This is a genomic window from Pseudomonas sp. WT-JTC, assembly GCF_056711565.1.
In genome coordinates this window covers 6,249,462-6,272,065 of sequence record NZ_CM160042.1, presented here as the reverse complement: position 1 = coordinate 6,272,065, position 22,604 = coordinate 6,249,462, and the positions used below count along the sequence as shown (strand labels likewise).

The 22,604-nt window shown below is 60.5% G+C and carries 20 protein-coding genes; 8 read left to right on the top strand and 12 right to left on the bottom strand.

Annotation, left to right across the window (positions count from 1 at the left end; genetic code table 11):
- Positions 1-9 precede the first annotated feature (9 nt).
- Both proC and AC06G5_RS28525 read right to left on the bottom strand, forming a co-directional pair.
- Entirely contained in the window at positions 10-828 is an 819-nt protein-coding gene (gene proC / locus AC06G5_RS28530) for a pyrroline-5-carboxylate reductase (RefSeq protein ID WP_413421774.1), read from the bottom strand.
- Between the two features lie 35 nt (positions 829-863).
- Positions 864-1,562, bottom strand: coding sequence for a YggS family pyridoxal phosphate-dependent enzyme (locus AC06G5_RS28525; protein ID WP_413421772.1), 699 nt, complete (start codon positions 1,560-1,562; stop codon positions 864-866).
- 56 nt (positions 1,563-1,618) lie between these two features.
- Between AC06G5_RS28525 and AC06G5_RS28520 the strand changes: the two genes are divergently transcribed.
- Positions 1,619-2,653 carry a type IV pilus twitching motility protein PilT gene (locus AC06G5_RS28520; protein ID WP_413421770.1) on the top strand — a complete coding sequence of 345 codons (1,035 nt, stop codon included), beginning with the start codon at positions 1,619-1,621 and terminating at the stop codon, positions 2,651-2,653.
- A 158-nt stretch (positions 2,654-2,811) separates the two neighbouring features.
- Here the strand turns inward: AC06G5_RS28520 and AC06G5_RS28515 are convergent, their stop codons facing one another.
- Positions 2,812-3,432, bottom strand: a complete 621-nt coding sequence (locus AC06G5_RS28515) for a C40 family peptidase (protein WP_413421768.1) — start codon at positions 3,430-3,432, stop codon at positions 2,812-2,814.
- A 251-nt stretch (positions 3,433-3,683) separates the two neighbouring features.
- On the opposite strand from AC06G5_RS28515, the gene AC06G5_RS28510 reads away from it, so the two are divergent.
- Positions 3,684-4,103, top strand: a complete 420-nt coding sequence (locus AC06G5_RS28510; protein WP_413421766.1) for an NINE protein — start codon at positions 3,684-3,686, stop codon at positions 4,101-4,103.
- 94 nt (positions 4,104-4,197) lie between these two features.
- Here AC06G5_RS28510 and AC06G5_RS28505 read toward each other — a convergent pair whose 3' ends face one another.
- The 9 genes from AC06G5_RS28505 to gshB form a co-directional block, all read right to left on the bottom strand.
- The gene (locus tag AC06G5_RS28505) at positions 4,198-4,602 is read right to left on the bottom strand and encodes a hypothetical protein (RefSeq protein WP_480458635.1); all 405 of its coding nucleotides are present in this window, start codon (positions 4,600-4,602) and stop codon (positions 4,198-4,200) included.
- A 50-nt stretch (positions 4,603-4,652) separates the two neighbouring features.
- Positions 4,653-5,642, bottom strand: coding sequence for a lipid II-degrading bacteriocin (locus tag AC06G5_RS28500; protein WP_480458634.1), 990 nt, complete (start codon positions 5,640-5,642; stop codon positions 4,653-4,655).
- Between the two features lie 445 nt (positions 5,643-6,087).
- On the bottom strand, positions 6,088-7,359 hold the full coding sequence (locus AC06G5_RS28495; protein ID WP_480458633.1) for a dihydroorotase: 1,272 nt from the start codon (positions 7,357-7,359) through the stop codon (positions 6,088-6,090).
- On the bottom strand, positions 7,356-8,360 hold the full coding sequence (locus tag AC06G5_RS28490; protein WP_008019954.1) for an aspartate carbamoyltransferase catalytic subunit: 1,005 nt from the start codon (positions 8,358-8,360) through the stop codon (positions 7,356-7,358). The genes AC06G5_RS28495 and AC06G5_RS28490 overlap by 4 nt, the downstream gene beginning before the upstream one ends.
- A gap of 27 nt (positions 8,361-8,387) precedes the next feature.
- Positions 8,388-8,891, bottom strand: a complete 504-nt coding sequence (gene pyrR, locus AC06G5_RS28485) for a bifunctional pyr operon transcriptional regulator/uracil phosphoribosyltransferase PyrR (protein ID WP_480458631.1) — start codon at positions 8,889-8,891, stop codon at positions 8,388-8,390.
- Between the two features lie 78 nt (positions 8,892-8,969).
- Complete coding sequence (gene ruvX / locus AC06G5_RS28480; RefSeq protein WP_057398155.1) at positions 8,970-9,407, bottom strand: Holliday junction resolvase RuvX; 438 nt, start codon at positions 9,405-9,407, stop codon at positions 8,970-8,972.
- Positions 9,407-9,979, bottom strand: a complete 573-nt coding sequence (locus AC06G5_RS28475) for a YqgE/AlgH family protein (RefSeq protein ID WP_413421757.1) — start codon at positions 9,977-9,979, stop codon at positions 9,407-9,409. Before AC06G5_RS28475 ends, ruvX begins: the two co-directional genes overlap by 1 nt.
- 181 nt (positions 9,980-10,160) lie before the next feature.
- Complete coding sequence (locus AC06G5_RS28470) at positions 10,161-11,060, bottom strand: energy transducer TonB (protein WP_413703876.1); 900 nt, start codon at positions 11,058-11,060, stop codon at positions 10,161-10,163.
- 64 nt (positions 11,061-11,124) lie between these two features.
- Entirely contained in the window at positions 11,125-12,078 is a 954-nt protein-coding gene (gene gshB / locus AC06G5_RS28465; RefSeq protein ID WP_085716383.1) for a glutathione synthase, read from the bottom strand.
- A 347-nt stretch (positions 12,079-12,425) separates the two neighbouring features.
- Here gshB and pilG point away from each other — a divergent pair, with 347 nt between their 5' ends.
- From pilG to AC06G5_RS28435, 6 genes are all read left to right on the top strand, one after another.
- Positions 12,426-12,830, top strand: a complete 405-nt coding sequence (pilG, locus tag AC06G5_RS28460) for a twitching motility response regulator PilG (protein WP_413703877.1) — start codon at positions 12,426-12,428, stop codon at positions 12,828-12,830.
- A 57-nt stretch (positions 12,831-12,887) separates the two neighbouring features.
- Positions 12,888-13,253 (top strand): twitching motility response regulator PilH, encoded by a 366-nt coding sequence (gene pilH, locus AC06G5_RS28455; RefSeq protein ID WP_007897961.1) that lies wholly within the window; start codon positions 12,888-12,890, stop codon positions 13,251-13,253.
- Between the two features lie 10 nt (positions 13,254-13,263).
- Positions 13,264-13,803: a chemotaxis protein CheW gene (locus AC06G5_RS28450; RefSeq protein WP_413703878.1), complete on the top strand. Its 540-nt coding sequence runs from the start codon at positions 13,264-13,266 to the stop codon at positions 13,801-13,803.
- Positions 13,804-13,956: 153 nt separating this feature from the next.
- Positions 13,957-16,017, top strand: a complete 2,061-nt coding sequence (locus AC06G5_RS28445) for a methyl-accepting chemotaxis protein (protein ID WP_413703879.1) — start codon at positions 13,957-13,959, stop codon at positions 16,015-16,017.
- Between the two features lie 37 nt (positions 16,018-16,054).
- Positions 16,055-22,069, top strand: coding sequence for an Hpt domain-containing protein (locus AC06G5_RS28440; RefSeq protein WP_480458630.1), 6,015 nt, complete (start codon positions 16,055-16,057; stop codon positions 22,067-22,069).
- Positions 22,062-22,523 (top strand): chemotaxis protein CheW, encoded by a 462-nt coding sequence (locus tag AC06G5_RS28435; protein ID WP_413427656.1) that lies wholly within the window; start codon positions 22,062-22,064, stop codon positions 22,521-22,523. Before AC06G5_RS28440 ends, AC06G5_RS28435 begins: the two co-directional genes overlap by 8 nt.
- The last annotated feature ends 81 nt before the right edge of the window (positions 22,524-22,604 follow it).

Below are 22,604 nucleotides of genomic sequence, written 5' to 3'. Positions count from 1 at the left end.
AAAAGCTCCTTATTGACCCAGTTGTTCGGCCATCTCGGCCGAGCGATGCGCGGCAGCGCCGAGTGCTTTTTCAACCAGGGCTTCAAAGCCATTGGCCTGGAACGACTTGATTGCAGCTTCCGTGGTGCCCGCAGGCGAGGTGACACGGCGGCGCAACTCGGCAGCGTCGACGTCGCTGGAGACCGCCATGTGTGCGGCGCCCAGTGCGGTTTGCAGCGTCAGTTGCGCGGCGATGTCCGCTGGCAGGCCGAGTTTCACGCCGGCGGCGGTCATGGCCTCGATCAGCAGGAAGAAATACGCCGGACCCGAGCCGGAAACGGCGGTGACGGCGTCCAGTTGCTGCTCTTCATTCAGCCATAGGGCGATACCGACCGCGGACAGCAGCTCCTGGGCCTGCTGACGCTGTTCAACTGACACTTCGGCTGTTGCGAACAGGCCGCTCGCGCCCTGACGTACCAGCGCCGGGGTGTTGGGCATGCAGCGCACGATCGGCTGGGCACCGAGCCAGTTATTCATGCTGGCGCAGGTGATGCCTGCGGCAATCGAAACCACCAGTTGATCGGGCTTGAGGCTTGGGCGCAGGGCTTCGCACACGGCTTTCATCGCCTGGGGCTTGACCGCGAGGACGACGACGTCGGCGCCATCGATGGCCTGGGCGTTGTCGGCGAAGGTTTCGATGCCGTGTTCAGCACTCACGCGGGCGCGGGTTTCTTCGCCCGGATCGCTGGCGCGGATCTGTGTGGCTTCCAGACCCTTGGCCCGCAGGCCGCCGATCAGGCTGGCGGCCATGTTGCCGGCACCGATAAAGGCAATACGTGTCTTGCTCATGTCAGGTCCTTATTCAGAAGTGTGTCAGCCATCGTTCATGGTTGGCTGTAGTCGCGAGCACCAAACAGGGCCGTACCGATGCGGACCCAGGTGGCGCCCTGGGCGATGGCCGACTCAAGGTCGTGGCTCATGCCCATGGAAAGTGTGTCGAGCGGCAGGTTCAGGCTGGCTTGCAGGCTTTTGATCAGGTCGCGCACGGCAGCAAACGCGGCATCCTGGGCGGCGCGGTCTTCGGTCGGCTCGGGGATGGCCATCAACCCGCGCAGATTCAAGCGCGGCAAGGCGCTGATGGCGCTGGCCAGGGCCGGCAGGTCGGCCGGGGTGCAACCGGATTTGCTGGCTTCACCGCTTACGTTGACCTGAATGCAGATGTTCAGCGGCGGCAAGTCGGCGGGACGTTGTTCGGACAGGCGTTGTGCGATTTTCAGGCGATCCACGGAATGCACCCAGTCGAAATGTTCGGCGATAGCGCGAGTCTTGTTCGATTGAATGGGGCCGATGAAGTGCCAGATCAAGGGCAGGTCGGCCAGTTCGAGCTGCTTGCCCAGCGCTTCCTGCAGGTAGTTCTCGCCAAAGTCACGCTGGCCGGCGGCGTAGGCTTCACGCAGGTCTTGTGCAGGCTTGGTCTTGCTCACGGCCAACAGCTGGACGCAGTTTTCGGCGCGGTTGGCGGCGAGTGTCGCGGCATGGATGCGCGAACTAACTTCGAGAATGTTGTCTGCTATGGTGGACATCAAGAGGCGCCAGCGGTCTGAAGGTTCGCGGCATTCTACTGGAATTGAGGGGCGCAATGGATATCACCGAGCTGCTGGCGTTCAGCGCTAAACAGGGCGCATCCGACCTGCACTTGTCCGCCGGCCTGCCGCCGATGATTCGGGTGGATGGCGATGTGCGACGCATCAACCTGCCGGCCATGGACCACCAGCAGGTGCAGGCGCTGGTCTTCTCCATCATGAATGACGCCCAGCGGGTTGACTTCGAGAAGCATCTGGAAATCGATTTTTCCTTTGAAGTGGCCGGTGTGGCGCGTTTTCGGGTCAATGCGTTCAATCAGAACCGTGGCGCGGGCGCCGTGTTTCGTACCATCCCGTCAAAAGTGCAGAGCATGGACGAACTGGGCATGGGAGAAGTGTTTCGCAAGATGACTGACGCTCCCCGTGGCCTGGTGCTGGTGACCGGCCCGACCGGTTCCGGCAAATCCACCACGCTGGCGGCGATGATCGATTACCTCAATACCCATCGCCATCACCACATCCTCACCATCGAGGACCCTATCGAGTTCGTTCACGAGTCGCGCAAGTGCCTGATCAATCAGCGTGAAGTTCATCGCGATACCCGTAGTTTCGCCACCGCGTTGCGTTCGGCGCTGCGGGAAGACCCGGACGTGATTCTGGTGGGGGAGATGCGCGATCTGGAAACCATTCGCCTGGCGCTGACCGCCGCTGAAACCGGCCATCTGGTGTTCGGCACTCTGCACACCACGTCGGCGGCGAAGACCATCGACCGGGTGGTCGACGTGTTTCCGGGGGACGAGAAGTCGATGGTGCGCTCGATGCTCTCCGAGTCGCTGCTGGCGGTGGTATCCCAGGTGCTGGTGAAGAAGGTCGGTGGCGGGCGCATCGCGGCCCACGAGATCATGCTGGGGACGTCGGCGATCCGGAGCCTGATCCGCGAGGACAAGGTGGCGCAGATGTACTCGGCGATTCAGTCGGGAGGGGCATTGGGAATGCAGACGCTGGATATGAGTTTGAAAGGCTTGGTGACCAGGGGTTTGATCAGTCGTGATCATGCGCAGGAGAAGGCGCGGTCGCCGGATGGTTTTTGAGGAGGATTTGCGGTGCTTTCAAGGGCCTCTTCGCGAGCAAGTCGGATCGCCGCACCGCCGCTCCCACAGGGGAATGCATTCCAAAGTGGGAGCGGGCTTACTCGCGAAGGGGCCATCATGTTCAAGCGCTTTCCAAGGGCATTCCCCGGAAGCTCAAATCAACGCTGAACCACACGCAACTGATTCGGCTCTTTCGGCAGAACCCGCTTGGCAACCACGTAGTGGTTTTCCCAGTACGGTTTCTTCAAAGTGTCGATGCTCACCGACTTGCCGCGACGTGGGGCGTGGATGAAACGGTCGTTGCCCAGGTAGATGGCAACGTGATTGACCCGACGGCTCTTGATGTTGAAGAAAATCAGGTCGCCCGGCTTCAGGTCGTCGCGATCGACTTTCTCCCCATGACCGCTGGCCATGGCGTTGGAGGTGCGTGGCAGGTCGAACGTGGCGTCGTTGAACGCGTATTTCACCAGGCCGCTGCAATCGAAACCTTTGCTTGGGCTGCTGCCGCCCCAACGATAGGGAGTGCCAAGGACGTTCACAGCGCGACTCAGCACGTTGCTGCTTTCCTTGGTGCCCATCGGTGGAACCAGGCCGCTGTTTTCGCTGGCCAGTGTCGGAGCATGTTTAGCGAATTTCTTGTCTTTGCTCGAAGGAGCAGAAACATGGGATTTGGGGGTGTAACCATTAACGTTAGGAAGACGTTGCTCACGATTGGTGGCGTGCGCGGCCAGTGGCATCAAAAGGCAAATGGTTAGCCATGTCTTGAAAAATGAACGCATTAGGCAAGGCTCTTAATAAGTTGGCGCGCAACTTTATAACAGCTTTTTTGCCGCCTCCGAGGCCGTTGGTCGATTCAACCTGGGCGGCAATGGCGGCAAAATAGCGGCAAATTGGCGCAATTGTCCGACACAAGTCAGGTGTTACAAGGCTTTGACGGGAGTGAAGGTAGCACCTGCCATACGTCGGGTGCCTGTAAAAAAGTCACAAAGAAATGAAGAATATTTATCTATCGCGCGAATCGAGGTCATTCATGAACCCCTATCAACAGACAGTCCAGCAGCAAGACACCCACAGCAAAGTGATCGGTTACCTGCTATGGATTTTCGGCTTTACCGGCGCTCATCGCTTCTATTACGGCAAGCCGGTGACCGGGACGATCTGGTTCTTCACCTTCGGCTTGCTGGGCATCGGTTGGCTGATCGACATCTTCCTGATCCCGTCCATGGACCGTGAAGCGGACCTGAGGTTCACCGCCGGGCCGATCGAATACAACGTGGCGTGGATTCTGCTGACGTTTCTCGGGGTGTTTGGCGTGCACCGGATGTATCAGGGGAAATGGATCAGTGGGCTGCTTTACCTGCTGACGGGTGGGTTGTTCTTTATTGGCGTGCTGTATGACTTCTGGACGCTGAATGACCAGGTTTCCGTGCGTAACGCACAGAGTCGCTGATTTCTGCGGCGAGGGGCGGGTCCTCTCGCCGCAGGGTTTTACGTCTGGTGACTGATCCAGCTATTCGCCTGCTTGAGTTGCAGCCTATGAGTGGTTACTGAAATGCTTTCAGTAATTGAAGTTGAAGTGTTAGAAATGCCATTGTGCTGAAGCTGTAGAAGATTGAAATGATGAAGTGGTTTGGGGTGGCCCAGTAATTTATGCTGTCGGCGAGAACCACAAGCGATGCAACTGCAATTATCAACGCTGATACTTTTATCAGGATTGCATTGGTGTGGTATTTACAGGCTTTTCTGTATAAAAATATTTGCATTACGTGAAATATGAATAGCATTAGGCCCGCAATCAGAATTGCACTTATTGGTATTCCGATTGAGTCTCGATCTATGTCGTAAATGCCAATGCTCAAATTTTTTACTATGGCAAATATTGCTACGCTGGAAGTGATCGCTAAAAGCATTGGGTAGATGTAGTTCAGGTGTTTGTAGAGAGTCTTCATGTGGGCTCTTCCTGAATGCAGTCGATAGCTGGAATTTTTTACAGATTAATCTAGTGCGGGTCCGGCTGAAAGCCAGTTCCGGTTAGCCTTATTTTTTGTTCTCCTGTTATATCGATTTCATATTTCGTTCCTGAAAATACTCTGCCTGCTGTGGTTAAAGCTTCGAGTAGTGTTGATCTGTTACTTTTGTCGAAGTCGTATGTGTCTGTATAAGCTCTTGCGGTGCCATCAAAAACCCATGATCCGTTTTCTTCTCTTGTAAAGTCTCCTTCGATTTTCAATGTTATTCGACCTAGGTAATATCCTGTGACTTTGCTGTCGTTAATAGTGGCGTAAGGTACTTTTGGATCGGATAAATGATACCTTCCGGATTCTCTGGTGCTGGCTATGATGTTGGCTAACAGCGGAATTTCGTTCGCCTTTACGTTAAGGTTTATATTGTTTATGTCGACCCGCAGTTTCTCTCCATTTCCCCATAGGTAGTGAGCAAATGCTTTGACAGGGCTAAATGTTCCCCCTGATAGCTCGGTTGTTTGTGTTTCATACTTGATATTGTACAGACTTGTCGATGCTACTTTGATCAGGGCGTCCAGGTCGCTTAGTTTTTGTTGTGTTGCGAAGGTGTCGGCAAGGCTGAAGTTTACGAGTTTGTTTTTGAAGTAGGCATGAGTAATGATCGAAGAATTATTTAGTAGGTAGTTGTCGCTCTCCGTGATTTTCCAAAGGTCTTGAATGGCGCCGGAGGCGTCGTTGTTAATTGCTCTGCCCACCATTTGCAGTTCATAGGTAAAGGCTTTTATGCCACTTTTCATTTCGAGCCAAGCATGGAACATATCCATTTCGGCTGAGGTAATGATGGGGCCATCGCATAGTGGTAGTGAGTAAGTTTGTCCGTCGTTGGTGATGATGGCTTCACCGGCTCCCTGCCAATCTGCAGTCGCATAGGCTCCCCAGTTGAACCCGGGATTAACTGTAAAGCCGCCTGAGTTGCCTGTTGTTCCTTTCACTACGATAGGAGGTAGAGTAAGTCCGTTTTTCATGTATTGCTCCTTGTTTGTGCCGACTTTGTATTCAGAGGGTAATAATTTTTCCTTGTGCTGTTTTTATACTAAATGATGGGTATTGAATCTGCATTCAATAACTCTGTAGGCTATTTCTGTATGTTGCGAAGTTCTTTTCGCACAGATGGTGAGAAGTCAGGAATTTCTGTTCGCTGGATAGTTTTATTCGCCATCGCTTGTAGAAATGTTCTTGATGCGGATGTGCTGTTTGGGGAAAGGTAGTGGAGGAGGGGCTGGAGGGCTATATGACTTCTGGACGTTGAGTGATCAGGTTTCACTGCGTAACGCACAGAGTCGCGGCGCCGTTTAGTAAGTCTTCGCGAGCAGGCTCGCTCCCACAGAATTGGCGTACAGCCGCAGATTTGTGAGTCAGTACAAATCCACTGTGGGAGCGAGCCTGCTCGCGAATGCAGGCGACGCGGAGTTACGCCTGGTGGCTAATGCGGCCATCCACCAGGGTGTAACGCACTACACCTGGCAAGCTGTGGCCAATGAACGGGCAGTTTTCGCCTTTGGACAGCCAGCTTTCACCCGCCACGGTCGAGGCCGCCGGGTCGAACAGCACGATGTCCGCCGCGCCACCCACCGCCAGTTTGCCTGCCGGCAGGCGCAAGGCCTCGGCAGGGCCGACGCTCAGGCGTTTCAGTAGCGTCGGCAGGTCCAGCAAGCCGTCTTCGACCAGGGTCATTGCCAGTGGCAGCAGCAGTTCGACGCTGCTGATGCCCGGCTCGGTCGCGCCGAACGGTGCCAGTTTGGCGTCACGCTCGTGGGGTTGATGATGACTGGAGATGGCCGAGACCACGCCCGATTTCAGCGCTGCACGCAGGCCCTCGCGGTCGGCGCGGGTACGTAGCGGTGGCTGGACGTGATACAGGCTGCTGAAATCGATCAGCGCTTCGTCGGTCAGGATCAACTGGTACAGGGCGACATCCGCGGTCACCTTCAGGCCCCGGGCCTGGGCCTGGGCGATCAGGGCTACGCCGCGAGCACTGGTGAGCTGGCTGAAGTGTGCGCGCACGCCGGTCTGTTCGACCAGCAGCAGGTCCCGGGCCAGGGCCACGGTTTCCGCGGTTTCCGGAATGCCCGGCAAGCCGAGGAAACTGGCGGTCGGGCCTTCGTGAGCCAGGCCGCCCTCGGCCAGGTCGTGATCCTGGGAGTTGAAGATCACTGTCAGGTCGAAAGTCGCCGCGTAGTCCAGCGCCCGGCACAGGGTGCGGGTATTGCGGAAACTCTCCAGGCCATTGCCGAAGGCCACGCAACCGGCATCTCGCAGTGCAACCAGCTCTGCCAGCTGTTCACCGTCCAGGCCTTTGCTCAGGGCGCCAATCGGGAAGACTTTGGTGTTGCCGGCCTCACGGGCGCGGTCGAGGATCAGTTCGGCCACCGCGGAGGTGTCCAGCACCGGTTTGGTCTTCGGCGGGCAGCACAGGCTGGTTACGCCGCCAGCCGCCGCTGCGCGGGTTTCGCTGACAATCGAGCCTTTGCGGCTGTAACCCGGCTCGCGCAGGGCAACGTTGAGGTCGACCAGGCCGGGAGCGGCCACCAGGCCTTTGGCGTCGATGGTGTCGACTGCGACAAAACCGGCTGGCGCAGCGCCAAGGGCGACGATCTTGCAGGCTTCAATGTGGATATCGGTAACTTGATCCAGGCCGCTGGCCGGATCGATCACGCGGGCGCCGAGAATGCTGAGCTTCACTGGGCTTTCTCCTGCTCGAATTGGCGTTGCGCAGTCTGCCCGCTCATGGCCATGGACAGTACCGCCATACGAATGGCGATCCCGTAGGTCACCTGGTTGAGGATCACCGAGTGCGGGCCGTCGGCCACCGCCGACTCGATTTCCACGCCACGGTTGATCGGCCCCGGGTGCATCACGATGGCATCGGGCTTGGCGCCGGCCAGGCGCGCGGTAGTCAGGCCGAACAGGCGGTAGAACTCGCCTTCGCTCGGCAGCAGGCCGCCGGTCATGCGTTCACGCTGCAGGCGCAACATGATCACCACGTCGACGTCTTTCAGGCCTTCGGCCATGTCGGTGTAGACCTTCACGCCGTATTGCTCGATGCCGATCGGCAGCAGGGTTTTCGGCGCGATCACGCGGATGTCCGGGCAACCGAGGGTTTTCAGGGCCAGCATGTTCGAGCGCGCGACCCGCGAATGCAGGATGTCGCCGACGATGGCCACCGAAAGGTTTTCGAAACCGCCCTTGTGCCGGCGGATGGTCAGCATGTCGAGCATGCCCTGGGTCGGGTGCGCGTGCCGGCCGTCACCGCCATTGATGATCGCCACCTGTGGGCAAACATGTTCGGCGATGAAGTGCGCGGCACCGGAATCGCCGTGGCGCACGACGAACATGTCGGCGGCCATGGCTTCCAGGTTGCGCAGGGTGTCGAGCAGGGTTTCACCCTTGCTCGCCGACGACGTGGACACGTTGAGGGTGATCACGTCCGCCGAGAGCCGCTGGGCCGCCAGTTCGAAGGTGGTGCGGGTGCGGGTCGAGTTCTCGAAGAACACGTTGCACACGGTCTTGCCGCGCAGCAACGGGACTTTCTTGACAGCCCGGGCGCCGACTTCGAGGAAGGAGTCGGCGGTGTCGAGGATTTCCGTCAGCAGCTCGCGGCGCAAACCGTCGAGCGAGAGGAAGTGGCGCAGCTGGCCCTGATCATTGAGCTGCAGCGGGCGCTTGGTTTCTAGAGGCGTCATCGCAAGGGGGACTCTCAATAGGGCGAATTAAAGGGCGAGGTCTTGCAGTTCGAGCGCGAGCTCCGGGCCGGACAGCTTCACCCGTTCGTGGGCCGCCAGCGACAGGGTGGCGCCAACCACGTTCGGGCGGATCGGCAGCTCGCCGGCGTCCAGGTCCAGCAGGCACACCAACGTCACGCTGGCCGGGCGGCCGTAGTCGAACAGTTCGTTCATGGCGGCGCGGATGGTCCGACCGCTCATCAGCACGTCGTCGATCAGCACCAGGTGCTGGCCTTCGATCTCGAACGGCAAGGCCGAAGGGCGAACCTGCGGGTGCAGGCCGCTCTGGCTGAAATCGTCGCGGTAGAAGGACACGTCCAGGGTGCCGAGGGGCTCCGCGCTGCCCAGTTCCTTGAGCAGGGCCTGGGCCACCCAGACGCCACCGGTACGGATGCCGATGAAACGCGGGTCGCTAATGCCTCGTTTGGCCAGATAAGAGTCAAGTCGGGTCGCCATCTGGCTGATCAGTTCGGCGGGATTGGGCAGGCTCATGGTTGCTCCTTCTTGGGCCCGGGCCGGTTGTGCTGCTGGTGGCTCGGGTTGTAGCTAATAGAGACGCGCAGCGGCTCTTCAGGATTCGAACAGTGCGCCATTCTCGTCGAGCCAGCCTTGCAGCAGCAGGGCTGCGGCGATGGCATCGACCGGGTTATCGCGGTAACTGCCTTTCTGACCGCCACGGGCCAGGCGTTCGCCCTTGGCCTCGAAGGTGGTCAGGCGCTCATCGTGGGTATAAAAGGGCAGGTTGAAGCGTCCATTAAGGCGCCGGGCGAATTTTTCCGCGCGGGCGCACATGTCACTGGGCGTGCCGTCCATGTTCAACGGCAGGCCGACTACCACGGCATCGGGTTTCCACTCTTTGATGAGGGCTTCGACCTGGTTCCAGTCAGGAATGCCGTTCTGCGCTTTTAGGGTGCACAGCTCGCGGGCCTGGCCGGTAACCACCTGGCCGACCGCAACGCCGATCTGTTTGGTGCCATAGTCGAATCCGAGAATCAGCCGCAGGGCCATCAGGCGTGCCCCGCCTGGCTGGTGAGCAGGCTGAGGTTGATACCAAGGTGTTTGGCCGCCGCTTCCAGGCGCAGCTCGCTGCTGGTGTTGAACAGGATGTCGGCGTCAAACGGGCAGGTCAGCCAGGCGTTCTGCGCCAGTTCGGCCTCCAGTTGCCCGGCTTCCCAACCGGCATAGCCGAGGGCAATCAGGCTTTTTTCCGGGCCAACACCGTCAGCGATGGCGAAAAGAATGTCCTGGGTGGTCGACAAGGATAAGTCGTCTTCCAGATCAACGGTTGCCTGGAAAGTCTTGCCCGAAGGGTGCAGGACAAAACCGCGATCGGTCTGCACCGGGCCGCCGATAAAGATTGGCACATGCTGGCAAAGCGCTGGCGGTTCGATATTCGGGCGTAATTGCTCGAGGATATCGGCCAGGTTCAGCTCTTGCGGACGGTTGACCACCAGCCCCATGGCACCATTGGCCGTGTGCTCGACGATGTAGGTCAAGGTGTGCGCAAAGTTCGGGTCGGCCATGTGTGGCATGGCGATCAGGAATTGATGCTTGAGGTAGCTGGGGATAACGTTTTTCATGTGCGCTAGTGTGGCGTTCAGGGGGCAAACTGACAAGCTGGGGATGCATGGGAAATAGCGCAATTCTGTAGGAGCGAGCTTGCTCGCGATGGTCGTCAAGGATAACGCTGCCAGATTGACACCCCGCGGTGCTCTCAGGTTTATCGCGAGCAAGCTCGCTCCTACAGGTGGGGGTGTGTGGTCAGTTGCTGGAGAGACGATCGCCGCGGGCAAATTTCCAGGTGCGGATGATCTCCAGCCGGTCAACATCCGACAAATCCCCGGTAAACGGTGCGAATGGCGCTGCCAGCCGGACAATCCGCTGCGCGGCCTGGTCCAGCAGCGGCTGGCCTGAAGACTCCAGCACCAGCACTTCATACAGCGAACCGTCGCGATTGATCGAGACCATCAAGCGCAAATTGCCGTAAATCTGTTTGCGCCGCGCTTCGTCGGGGTAGTTGAGGTTGCCGATGCGCTCGACTTTCTTGCGCCATTCGTCCTTGTACCAGGCGCCCTTGTCGCGCATGGTCGAGGCCGCGCTCAGGCGGTGAATGCGCGGGCGCTTGGCGTACAGCTGTTGTTCGGCCGCCAGTTCCGCTTCGAGGCTGGCGATGTCGCTGGACAGCTGCTCGCTGTCGAACGTCGGTGCCTGGACCTGGGGTTTGACCTCGGTCTTGGGCTCCTCGGTCTTGGCGGGGGCTTTTTTCGGCTTCGGCGCCACGGTGGTCACGGCCGCCTTCGGTGGCGCTTCCTGCACGTCAGGCTTGGCGGCCGGCGGTGGCGTGACTTTCTGTACCTTGTTGTCCTGGAAGGGCGCGACCTCGGTGGTCTTGGGAATCGCCTTTTTATCCAGGGTGCCGCTGCCTTGCTGATTCTCCTGGGCCAGGAAATCGGCTTTCTCAGGCTTTTTTTTGCTTTTGAAGGTGGCGAGGGTGATTTCCAGGGTTTTGCTGATCTGCTTGGGCTCGACCACTGCAAACCCGACACCCAACAGCAAGGCCAGGTGGATCAGCGCTGCCAGAAACAGGGTAAAACCGAGGCGATCGGCCGGGCGCACGCCGCGGTGGGCGAGTTCGGCAGGCAGATCGGACGGGAGTGTCATGACAAGGAAACCAACATCGCGTTTTCACAGGCCGCGCATGATAACGCAATGTTGGTTTGGCTAATCAACGTGCCTTGAGCTTCTGATCGATGGCATCCATCAACAGGCCGCCGATGTCGGTGCCAAACGCATTGTCGATCTCGCGAATGCAGGTCGGGCTGGTGACGTTGATCTCGGTCAGGTGCTCGCCGATCACGTCCAGGCCAACGAACAACAGGCCTTTCTCACGCAGGGTCGGGCCGACTTGTGCGGCGATCCAGCGGTCCTTGTCGGTCAGCGGTCGGGCTTCGCCACGGCCACCGGCGGCCAGGTTGCCGCGGGTTTCACCCTGGGCCGGAATCCGTGCCAGGCAATAATCCACTGGCTCGCCGTCGATCATCAGGATGCGCTTGTCGCCGTCCTTGATCGCTGGCAGGTAGGCCTGGCCCATGATCTGCTGGGCGCCGAGGGCGGTGAGGGTTTCGAGGATAACCGACAGGTTCGGATCGCCCGCGCGGTGACGGAAAATCGAAGTGCCGCCCATGCCGTCCAGCGGCTTGAGGATGACATCGCCGTGTTTGGCGGCGAACTCACGCAGTACGTCGGCGCGGCGGCTGACCACGGTCGGCGGCGTGCACTGCGGAAACAGTGTGGCGAACAGCTTTTCGTTGCAGTCGCGCAGGCTTTGCGGCTTGTTGACCACCAGCACGCCGGCGCGCTCGGCCTGTTCCAGCAAATAAGTGGAGTAGACGAACTCCAGGTCGAACGGTGGATCCTTGCGCATCAGGATCACGTCCAGGTCGCTCAGCAACGCATCGCTTTCAGCGCCCAGTTCGAACCATTTTTCCGGGTTGGCGAACACCTGCAGCGGACGCATCCGCGCCCGCGCCTGGCCTTCGCCCTGATACAGGTCGCGCTGTTCCATGTAGAACAGCTCCCAGCCACGCTTCTGCGCGGCCAGCAGCATGGCCAGCGAGCTATCCTTTTTATAGGAAATGCTGGCGATAGGGTCCATGACAATCCCGACGCGAACGCTCATGGGTGTTTCCTCGAAATTTGGGGGCTATGGCGACCTTTGCAGGAGCGAGCTCGCTCGCGATGGACTTCAGAGCACCGCGCTCATCCAGCGAATGCGCGTCATCGTTGACGACCATCGCGAGCTAGCTCGCTCCTACAAAAGATCAGCGTATAAAAGTGGCGTCAGAGTGGCGCCGAGTGTGTTCCCGGTCAAGGAAAAACCACCTTGCAAGCCGGCCGATAGATTGGTTTTGGAGACTGTGCTAAAAAGGCTGCCATGTCGTGCTAGCCCTTGAACATCAAGGGTTTCGAGCCGGGTTAACCGGCAAACGGACAATTTGTTTCGCAAAGGCGACGGTAGAGCATTTTATGGAACAGCATCCCAGCGCCTTGAAGGTCATGGTGATCGACGATTCGAAGACGATCCGTCGCACCGCCGAAACGCTGCTCAGGAACGTGGGTTGTGAGGTCATCACGGCCATCGACGGTTTTGATGCCCTGGCCAAGATTGCCGACAACCACCCCGGCATCATCTTTGTCGACATCATGATGCCGCGCCTGGATGGCTACCAGACCTGCGCCCTGATCAAGAACAACAGCGCGTTCAAGTCCACTCCGGTGATCATGCTGTCGTCCAAGGACGGGCTGTTCGACAAGGCCAAGGGTCGCATCGTCGGCTCCGACCAGTTTTTGACCAAGCCATTCAGCAAGGAAGAATTGCTTGATGCGATCCAGGCCCATGTTCCTGGTTTCGCCGCCGTTTTGCCGCAGTAGGACACGCACAGTGACGCTCGGCCATCGGGCCCGGCGTCGACAAGAATGGGGAAGACCATGGCACGTATTCTGATCGTCGATGACTCGCCGACCGAAATGTACAAACTGACCGGCATGCTGGAAAAGCACGGTCATGAAGTGTTGAAAGCCGAAAACGGCGCCGACGGTGTCGCCCTGGCCCGCCAGGAAAAGCCCGATGCGGTCCTGATGGACATTGTCATGCCCGGCCTCAACGGCTTCCAGGCGACCCGCCAGCTGACCAAGGACCCGGAAACCGGGCACATCCCGGTGATCATCATCACCACCAAGGATCAGGAAACCGACAAGGTCTGGGGCACGCGCCAGGGCGCCAAGGACTACCTGACCAAACCGGTCGATGAAGACACCCTGATCAAGACCCTGAACAACGTGCTGGCCGGTTGATCGACAGGCCATGAACGAGTCGCTGACGGCTTTCGAACTGCTGCTGCAAATCGACCAGCGCTGTCGGTTGCTGGCGGCGGACTTGCCGTCCCAGCCAGCCCGGCGGGACAGCTGGAGCGGCATCGGTTTTCGCCTGGGCGAGCACTGGTATGTCGCCCCTATGAGCGAAGTCAGCGAAGTCTTGCACGAGCCGCGCCTCACTCAGCTACCGGGGGTCAAACCCTGGATCAAGGGTGTCGCCAACCTGCGCGGGCGTTTGCTGCCGGTCATGGACTTGTGCGGCTTCTTCGGGCACGAGCTTTCGGCTGTGCGCCGACAGCGGCGGGTGTTGGTGGTGGAACATGAAGAGGTGTTCGCCGGGTTGCTGGTCGATGAAGTCTTCGGCCTCCAGCACTTTGCCCAGGACAGCCTGGAGCCGGTGCCGACAGATGAGTTGAAGGGGACGATGGCGGCGTTTGTCAAAGGCCGGTTTCAGCGTGAGCAGTGCTGGCAGGTGTTCAGCCCGTTTGCATTGACGCAGTCTCAGGGGTTCATGAACGTCGCGGTGTGACAGGAACAACACAGATCCAATGTGGGAGCGGGCTTGCTCGCGAAGGCGGCAGTCCATTCAGCATTGATATTGGCTGATCTACCGCTTTCGCGAGCAAGCCCGCTCCCACAGGGTCCCGGGCAGGCTCGGAAATGGGTTAACAGGCGAGGACCGATGATAAAAGCAAAAGCAGGCAAGCCAATGGAAGGGTCGCGCAGCCGGTCGCAGATTATCGTGCTGTTCATCGCGCTGATCGTCTTCATCATGCTGCTGTTCGCCAACTTCGCGTACCTCAACACCCAGGCTACCTACGACAAACAGTACATCGGCCACGCCGGCGAACTGCGCGTGCTGTCCCAGCGTATCGCCAAGAACGCCACCGAAGCCGCCGCCGGCAAGGCTGCCGCGTTCAAGTTGCTCAGTGATGCGCGCAACGATTTTGCCCAGCGCTGGGGTTATCTGAAGAAGGGCGACCCGGCCACCGGCCTGCCGCCTGCCCCCGCCACCGTGCGTCCAGAGATGCGCGCGGTGCAACAGGACTGGGAACGCCTGCTGAAAAACACCGACGCGATCCTCTCCAGCGAGCAAACCGTACTGTCGCTGCATCAGGTTGCCGCGACTCTGGCCGAAACCGTGCCGCAGTTGCAGGTCGAGTACGAAAAGGTCGTCGAGATTCTCCTGCAGCGGGGCGCCCCGGCGGCCCAGGTGGCGATGGCCCAGCGCCAATCGCTGCTGGCCGAGCGGATCCTCGGCGCAGTCAACACGGTGTTGGCCGGCGACGAAAATTCACAGCAGGCCGCCGATGCGTTCGGACGTGACGCGACGCAGTTCGGCAAGGTGCTCAACGGCATGCTTCAGGGCGACCCGGCGCTCAAGGTCAGCCAGGTCGAAGACCGCGATGCCCGTGCGCGACTCGCGGAAATCTCCGAGCTGTTCGAGTTCGTATCGGGCTCGGTGGACGAGATCCTCGAAACCTCGCCGGAATTGTTGAAGGTCCGTGAATCGGCCTCGAACATTTTCAGCCTGTCGCAAACCCTGCTCGACGAAGCCTCGCACCTGGCCAGCGGTTTTGAAAACATGGTCGGCGGGCGCACCACCGACACCATAGGCGGTTACGTGCTGGGCCTGTTGGCGCTGGCTTCGATCATCCTGATTGGCATGGTGATGGTGCGCGAAACCAATCGTCAGTTGCGCGAAACCGCTGAGAAGAACGAGCGCAACCAGAACGCGATCATGCGCTTGCTCGACGAGATCGAAGACCTGGCCGACGGCGACCTCACAGTGACGGCCTCGGTGACCGAAGACTTTACCGGCACCATCGCCGACTCGATCAATTACTCCGTCGACCAGCTGCGCGATCTGGTCGCGACCATCAACCTCACCGCCGGCCAGGTTGCCGCCGCCGTGCAGGAAACCCAGGCCACCGCCATGCACCTGGCCCAGGCTTCGGAACATCAGGCCCAGCAGATTTCCGAGGCCTCCATGGCGATCAACGACATGGCCGAATCCATCGACCAGGTGTCGGCCAACGCGGCTGAATCTTCGGCGGTTGCCGAACGCTCGGTGGAAATCGCCAACAAGGGCAACGAGGTGGTGCACAACACCATCCACGGCATGGACAACATTCGCGAGCAGATCCAGGACACGGCCAAGCGCATCAAGCGCCTGGGCGAGTCATCCCAGGAAATCGGCGACATTGTCAGCCTGATCGATGACATTGCCGACCAGACCAACATCCTTGCCCTCAACGCGGCTATCCAGGCGTCCATGGCCGGTGACGCCGGTCGTGGTTTCGCCGTGGTCGCCGATGAAGTGCAGCGCCTGGCCGAGCGCTCATCCGCCGCCACCCGGCAGATCGAAACCCTGGTGCGGGCGATCCAGACCGACACCAACGAAGCGGTCATCTCCATGGAACAGACCACGACCGAGGTGGTACGCGGCGCCCGGCTGGCGCAGGATGCCGGTGTGGCCCTGGAAGAAATCGAAGGCGTCTCCAAGACGCTCGCGGCATTGATCCAGAGTATTTCCAATGCGGCGCAACAGCAGACGTCGTCAGCCGGTCAAATCTCCCTGACGATGAACGTGATCCAGCAGATCACCTCGCAGACGTCGTCGGGCTCCACCGCCACTGCCGAAAGCATCGGCAACCTGGCGAAAATGGCCAGTCAGTTGCGTCGTTCGGTGTCCGGTTTCACCTTGCCGGATGCCAAGGCGCAGGTTGTGGACAAAGCTTGAACCGCCCATGGGTATCTGAATTGTGATTGGAGTGGTTATGGGTGATCGGCACGACTATGTGGCCCTCGAGTGGGTCAAGGGCGAGATTGCCGAAACGCTGAAACAGGCTCATCACGCGATCGAAAACCTGCTCGATGACCCGCAGGCGACGCAGGCGCTGGATGATTGCCTGGCGTGCATCCATCAGGTCCACGGCAGTCTGCAGATGGTCGAGTTCTACGGCGCGGCGCTGCTCGCCGAAGAGATGGAACAATTGGCCATGGCCTTGCAGGGTAACCGTGTCAGCCATCGCGACGAGGCGCTGCACCTGCTGATGCAGGCCCTTGGGCAACTGCCGATTTATCTGGACCGGGTGCAAGGCGCGCGCCGCGACTTGCCACTGGTGGTGTTGCCACTGATCAACGACCTGCGCAGCGCCCGGGGCGAAAGCCTGCTGTCGGAAACCAGCCTGTTCAGCCCGCAATTGCCCGAGTTGCCGGCGCTGGACGCAGAAACGCTGGCGCAGCTGGAACCGGACGAATTGCCCAATGTGTTGCGCAAGTTGCGGCAAATGCTGCAGCTGGCGCTGGTCGGATTCCTGCGTGAGCAGGACAACGACACCAACCTCGATTACCTGGCCAAGGTCTTCACCCGCCTCGAAGCGCTGTGCGGCAATGCGCCCCTGAGCCCGTTATGGCAGGTGGCATCGGCGCTGGTCGAAGGCATGCAGGGCGGTGTGATTGCCAATAGCCCGGCCTTGCGCAGCCTGTTCAAGGATGCCGACAAGGAACTCAAGCGCCTGCTCGAACAAGGCATGCACGGCATCAACCAGCCGGCCCCGCCGGAGCTGCTCAAGAGTTTGCTGTTCTACATTGCCAAGGCCGAACATCCCACTGGGCAGATGCTGACCATGAAAGAACGCTACTCACTGGACGACGCGCTGCCCGACAGCGCGATGGTCGATGAAGAACGCGCGCGGCTGGCCGGTCCCGACCGCGACGCCATGCGCTCGGTGCTGGCAGCGCTGTGCGAAGAGCTGGTGCGGGTCAAGGAACGTCTGGATCTGTTCGTGCGCAGTGACCGCCAGCGCACCTCCGACCTCGACAGCCTGTTGGCGCCGCTGCGGCAGATTGCCGACACTCTGGCGGTCCTGGGCTTCGGCCAGCCGCGCAAGGTGATCATCGATCAATTGGCGGTGGTACTCAGCCTCGTTCAGGGCCAGCGCGAACCCAATGATGCCATCCTCATGGATGTTGCCGGGGCCTTGTTGTACGTCGAAGCGACGCTGGCCGGCATGGTCGGTACCGTGGAGCCGGAGAGCCAGGACGACAACCGCCTGCCGACTACCGACCTGACGCAGATCCACCAGATCGTGATCAAGGAGGCCCGCATCTGTTTGCAGCAGGCCAAGGACATGATCGTCGACTACATCGACGCCGATTGGGACCGCCAGCATTTGCAGGCGCTGCCGGCCTTGCTGACCCAGGTGCGCGGCGCGCTGGCGATGATTCCGCTGAGCCGCGCGGCGAGCCTGGTCGAAACCTGCAATCACTTCATTCGCGAGCACCTGTTGCTCGAACCGGGTCAACCGGGCTGGCAGGAACTGGACAGCCTGGCCGACGTGATCACCAGCATCGAGTACTACCTCGAGCGCCTCAGCGACGACCCGCAAGCGCAGGGCGAAAACCTGCTCGATGTTGCGGAAAAGAGCCTGGCGAGCCTCGGGTTCTTCCCCAGTGAGCAGCATGTGCCAGTGCTTGATGATGTGCTCAACCCGAGCGAAGCGCAGGTGATGCAGATGATGCAGGAGCTGGATGATCCACAGATCGTCCAGACTCTGGCCGATGTGCTCGCCAGCCCGGTTTCGAGCCTCAACCCGCCCGCGCTGAACACCCCGGGCAGCCTGCTGCCGCCGCCTTCAGGCGAAGAGCCGGTGGACGAGGAACTGCGCGAGGTGTTCCTCGAAGAAACCGACGAAGTCCTGGAAATCCTGCGCGAGTACTTGCCACGCTGGTCGGTCAACCCTGACAACCGCTCGGCCTTGAGTGAGCTGCGCCGCGCCTTCCATACCCTCAAGGGCAGTGGTCGCATGGTGCGCGCCCTGGTGCTGGGCGAGCTGGCCTGGGCCGTGGAAAACCTGCTCAACCGCGTACTGGAAAACAGCGTGGAGCCGGGCGCTACGGTGCAGCAACTGATCGGTGATGTGCTGCATCTGCTGCCGGAGCTGGTGGCAGAATACGCCGCCAATGCCCAGCGCCAGCGCAACGATGTCGACCAGTTGGCCGCCCGCGCCCATGCCCTGGCCAAGGGCGAGGAACCGGTGTCCGATGAGGATACGCAAGATGTCGCGGCCCTCGACCCGCTGTTGCTGGAGATCTTCCGCAAAGAGGCCGAAACCCACTTGGGCAGCCTCAATCGGTTCCTCGATCAGGCTGCCGAACATATGCCGTTGCAGGCCAGCGACGAATTGCAGCGCGCCTTGCACACCCTCAAGGGCAGTGCCTACATGGCCGGTGTCCTGCCGATTGCCGAACTGGCCGCCCCGTTGGATCAGCTGGCCCGGGAATACAAGGCGCACCTGATCACGCTGGATCTGGATGAAGTCGAGTTGCTGCTGGAAGCAGAGGGACTGTTCCGCCTCGGTTTGCGTCAGCTCAAGAAAGATCCGCTGGCGGAAATTCCCGGTGCCCGGGGTTTGACCGAGCGAGCCAGGGCGCTGCTGACCGAGCGCCTGGAAAACCTCCTGAGCACACCGAACACGGGGCTGCGGATCAAGCGCGACCCACAGTTGATCAACAATTTCCTCGCCCAGGGTATGGACATCCTGCTGGACGCCGAAAGCCTGTTGCAGCGTTGGCAGCAGCACCCCGGCGAACGTCAGGAGCTCAGCGCGCTGCTGGACGAATTGACCACCCTCGGCGAAGGTGCCCATCTGGCCGATCTGCACCCGGTGGACGAGTTGTGCGAAGCGTTGCTCGACTTGTACGGTGCCGTGGAAGAAAGCAGCCTTGCGGTCAGCGAGCGGTTTTTCCATGAAGCCCAGCATGCCCACGAAGCGCTGATCAACATGCTCGATGAATTGGCCGCCGGCCAGGAAGTCAGCCCGCAGCCGCAACGGATCAGGGCCTTGCGCGAGCTGCTCGACGAGAGCCTTGACCCGTCGGCCATGGGCCTGATCCGCAGCGATGGCAGCCGGAGCCTGAGCATCCGCGAACTGGGTTCTGCCACCGAGGAACTTGAGCGCACGCAACCCCCTGTAGGAGCGAGCTCGCTCGCGATGGACTCAAATGCGCCGCGCTTATCCAATGACAACGCGTCATCGTTAACGCCCATCGCGAGCGAGCTCGCTCCTACAGGAGAGGGGCGCGAGCTGGACGATGAAATTGTTGCGATCTTCCTGGAAGAAGCGGTGGATATCCTCGAAAGCGCCGGTCAGGCCTCGCAGCGCTGGTTGCGCGACTCGGACAACGCCGCGCCGCTGTCATCGCTGCAACGGGATTTGCACACCCTCAAAGGCGGCGCGCGCATGGCCGGGGTCGGACCGGTCGGCGATCTGGCCCATGAACTGGAAAGCCTTTACCAAGGCCTGCTGGACCGTCGTTACGCCTTCAGCGATTCACTGGCAGTGCTGCTGCAACAGAGCCATGACCGACTGGCGTTGTACCTTGAACAGTTGCACCTCAACCAGCCGCTGGACGATTCCCGTGAGCTGATCGAAGCCATTCGTGCCTACCGCCAAGGTCATGCGGGAGTCGCCGAGGCGGCCCGGCAAGCGATCGACAGCGACTCGGCTGCGCACGATCCGGAATTGCTGGAGATCTTCCTCGAGGAAGGTTTCGACATCATCGAAAGCTCCGGGGCGGCGCTGGAGCGCTGGCAGGCCCAGCCTTCGAATCGCCAGGAAGTGGAAACCCTGCTGCGCGACCTGCACACCCTCAAGGGCGGTGCGCGCATGGTGGAAATCGCCGCGATCGGTGATCTGGCCCATGAATTGGAGTTCCTCTACGAAGGCCTGTCCACCGGTGTGCTGCAACCGACGGAGCCGTTGTTCACGCTGTTGCAGCGCAGCCATGACCGCCTGGCGCAGATGCTCGACGCAGCCCGCGCCGGTGAGCCCATGCCGCCCGCCGACCGCTTGATCGATGCGATCAAGAACTTCAGCCACCCGGTTGTGCCCGAAACCCCCGCGCCGGTGGCGCCGTCGACCACGCCCAAGGCCGAGCCGCTGGCGCCGCCGTCCGATACCGGGGCGGACATGGTCAAGGTCTCGGCGGAGCTGCTCGACGATCTGGTCAACCTGGCCGGTGAGACGTCGATCTTCCGGGGGCGGATCGAACAACAGGTCAACGATGCACACATCGCCCTGAGCGAGATGGAAACCACCATCGAGCGCATGCGCGACCAGTTGCGCCGTCTCGATACCGAAACCCAGGGGCGGATCCTCAGCCGCCAGCAAGTCGACGCCGAACGTCTGGGCTACGAAGAGTTCGACCCGTTGGAAATGGACCGCCACTCGCAGTTGCAGCAACTTTCCCGGGCGTTGTTCGAATCGGCCTCTGACTTGCTTGACCTCAAGGAAACCCTCGAACGCCGCAATCAGGATGCGGAAAACCTGTTGCAACAGCAGGGCCGCATCAACACCGAATTGCAGGAAGGCCTGATGCGCACGCGCATGGTGCCGTTCGAACGCATGCTCCCGCGTTTGCAGCGCATCGTTCGGCAGGTGTCCAGCGAACTGGGCAAGGAAGTGGATTTCATCGTCGATAACGCCGAAGGCGAGATGGATCGCAACGTCCTCGAACGCATGGCCGCGCCGCTGGAACACATGCTGCGCAACGCCGTCGACCACGGCCTGGAATCCGTCGACGTGCGGCTGGCGGCGGGGAAACCGGCCAAGGGCAAGATCACCCTCGATCTGCTGCGTGAAGGCGGCGACATCATTTTCGACATCCGCGACGACGGCGCCGGTGTGCCGCTGGACGCGGTGCGGCGCAAGGCGATCAAGCGCGGCTTGCTGGCCCCGAACAGCGTCATCAGTGATCACGATGTGTTGCAGTTCATCCTGCAACCGGGGTTTTCCACCGCCGAGAAAATCACCCAGATTTCCGGTCGCGGCGTCGGCATGGACGTGGTGCACGAAGAGGTGCGGCAACTGGGCGGCACCATGAGCATCGACTCGGTGCCCGGGCAGGGCGTGCATTTCCGCATTCGCCTGCCGTTTACAGTATCGGTCAACCGGGCGCTGATGGTGCAGTGCGGTGAGGACCAGTACGCCATCCCGCTCAATACCATCGACGGCATCGTTCGCGTCCTGCCCAACGAGCTCGAAGGCTATTTCCGTTTCGATTCGCCCACCTACGAATACGCCGGGCAACGTTACGAGCTGTGCTATCTGGGTGAGCTGCTGAAAACCGGCCCGCGCCCGAAACTGTTGGGCCAGAGCCTGCCATTGCCGGTGTTGCTGGTGCAGTGCAACGAGCGGCATATCGCCGTTCACGTGGATGCCATGGCCGGCACTCGCGAGATCGTGGTCAAGAGCCTCGGGCCGCAGTTTGCGGCGGTGCAAGGGGTGACCGGGGCGACGATTCTCGGGGACGGCCGGGTGGTGTTGATCCTGGATTTGCTGGCGCCGATCCGCGCCATGCAGGCCCGTATCCCCCAGCGTCCGGCGGGCCAGGAAGTCGAAGCCGAACCGCATCGTCCGCTGCTGGTGATGGTGGTCGACGACTCGGTCACCGTGCGCAAGGTCACCAGCCGCTTGCTCGAACGCCACGGCATGAACGTGCTGACCGCCAAGGACGGGGTAGATGCCATGTTGCTGCTGGAAGAACACATGCCCGACCTGATGCTGCTGGACATCGAGATGCCACGCATGGATGGCTTCGAAGTCGCGACCCAGGTGCGCAACGACGAACGCCTGCAACACCTGCCGATCATCATGATCACCTCGCGCACCGGACAGAAACACCGCGATCGCGCCATGGCCATCGGCGTCAACGACTACCTTGGCAAGCCGTACCAGGAATCGGTGCTGCTCGAAAGCATCGCCTTGTGGAGCAAGACCCATGCTTGAGCACCGCACCAGCAACCTCACCGGCCTGCTGTTGCCATTGGCCGACCGCAATCTGATCCTGCCCAACGTCGCCGTGGCCGAGCTGATCGATTACCAGCAGCCGGGGACTTTCGACCTCGACACACCGCCGTGGTACCTGGGGCTGGTGACATGGCGCGACCGGCAGATTCCGCTGCTGAGTTTCGAGTCGGCATGCGCACAGAAAGTCGTCATCGGCGAACGCGCGCGGATCGTCATCCTCAACACACTCGGCGGGCGACCCGAGCTGAAATTCATCGCGCTGCTGGTGCAGGGGATTCCGCGCTCCTGCAAGCTCGATAGCCAGTTGAGCTACGTGGATGTGCCGTTGTGTCCGCTGGAGCAGGCGGCGGTGCAGGTGGGCGAGCAAGTGGCCAAGGTACCGGATTTGTTGGCTCTGGAGAACTTGTTGGTGGATGCCGGGTTGATCGACTGATCCCGATTCAGCGGTGATCTGACTGACGCCTTCGCGAGCAAGCCCGCTCCCACAGGGTTTTGTGTTCACCACAGATCAACT

Bases quoted from the DNA above. Each gene is read 5' to 3' on its own strand.
- proC (WP_413421774.1), bottom strand. From the start codon at position 828: ATGAGCAAGACACGTATTGCCTTTATCGGTGCCGGCAACATGGCCGCC.
- AC06G5_RS28525 (WP_413421772.1), bottom strand. From the start codon at position 1,562: ATGTCCACCATAGCAGACAACATTCTCGAAGTTAGTTCGCGCATCCAT.
- AC06G5_RS28520 (WP_413421770.1), top strand. From the start codon at position 1,619: ATGGATATCACCGAGCTGCTGGCGTTCAGCGCTAAACAGGGCGCATCC.
- AC06G5_RS28515 (WP_413421768.1), bottom strand. From the start codon at position 3,432: ATGCGTTCATTTTTCAAGACATGGCTAACCATTTGCCTTTTGATGCCA.
- AC06G5_RS28510 (WP_413421766.1), top strand. From the start codon at position 3,684: ATGAACCCCTATCAACAGACAGTCCAGCAGCAAGACACCCACAGCAAA.
- AC06G5_RS28505 (WP_480458635.1), bottom strand. From the start codon at position 4,602: ATGAAGACTCTCTACAAACACCTGAACTACATCTACCCAATGCTTTTA.
- AC06G5_RS28500 (WP_480458634.1), bottom strand. From the start codon at position 5,642: ATGAAAAACGGACTTACTCTACCTCCTATCGTAGTGAAAGGAACAACA.
- AC06G5_RS28490 (WP_008019954.1), bottom strand. From the start codon at position 8,360: ATGACGCCTCTAGAAACCAAGCGCCCGCTGCAGCTCAATGATCAGGGC.
- pyrR (WP_480458631.1), bottom strand. From the start codon at position 8,891: ATGAGCCTGCCCAATCCCGCCGAACTGATCAGCCAGATGGCGACCCGA.
- ruvX (WP_057398155.1), bottom strand. From the start codon at position 9,407: ATGGCCCTGCGGCTGATTCTCGGATTCGACTATGGCACCAAACAGATC.
- AC06G5_RS28475 (WP_413421757.1), bottom strand. From the start codon at position 9,979: ATGAAAAACGTTATCCCCAGCTACCTCAAGCATCAATTCCTGATCGCC.
- AC06G5_RS28470 (WP_413703876.1), bottom strand. From the start codon at position 11,060: ATGACACTCCCGTCCGATCTGCCTGCCGAACTCGCCCACCGCGGCGTG.
- gshB (WP_085716383.1), bottom strand. From the start codon at position 12,078: ATGAGCGTTCGCGTCGGGATTGTCATGGACCCTATCGCCAGCATTTCC.
- pilG (WP_413703877.1), top strand. From the start codon at position 12,426: ATGGAACAGCATCCCAGCGCCTTGAAGGTCATGGTGATCGACGATTCG.
- pilH (WP_007897961.1), top strand. From the start codon at position 12,888: ATGGCACGTATTCTGATCGTCGATGACTCGCCGACCGAAATGTACAAA.
- AC06G5_RS28450 (WP_413703878.1), top strand. From the start codon at position 13,264: ATGAACGAGTCGCTGACGGCTTTCGAACTGCTGCTGCAAATCGACCAG.
- AC06G5_RS28445 (WP_413703879.1), top strand. From the start codon at position 13,957: ATGATAAAAGCAAAAGCAGGCAAGCCAATGGAAGGGTCGCGCAGCCGG.
- AC06G5_RS28440 (WP_480458630.1), top strand. From the start codon at position 16,055: ATGGGTGATCGGCACGACTATGTGGCCCTCGAGTGGGTCAAGGGCGAG.
- AC06G5_RS28435 (WP_413427656.1), top strand. From the start codon at position 22,062: ATGCTTGAGCACCGCACCAGCAACCTCACCGGCCTGCTGTTGCCATTG.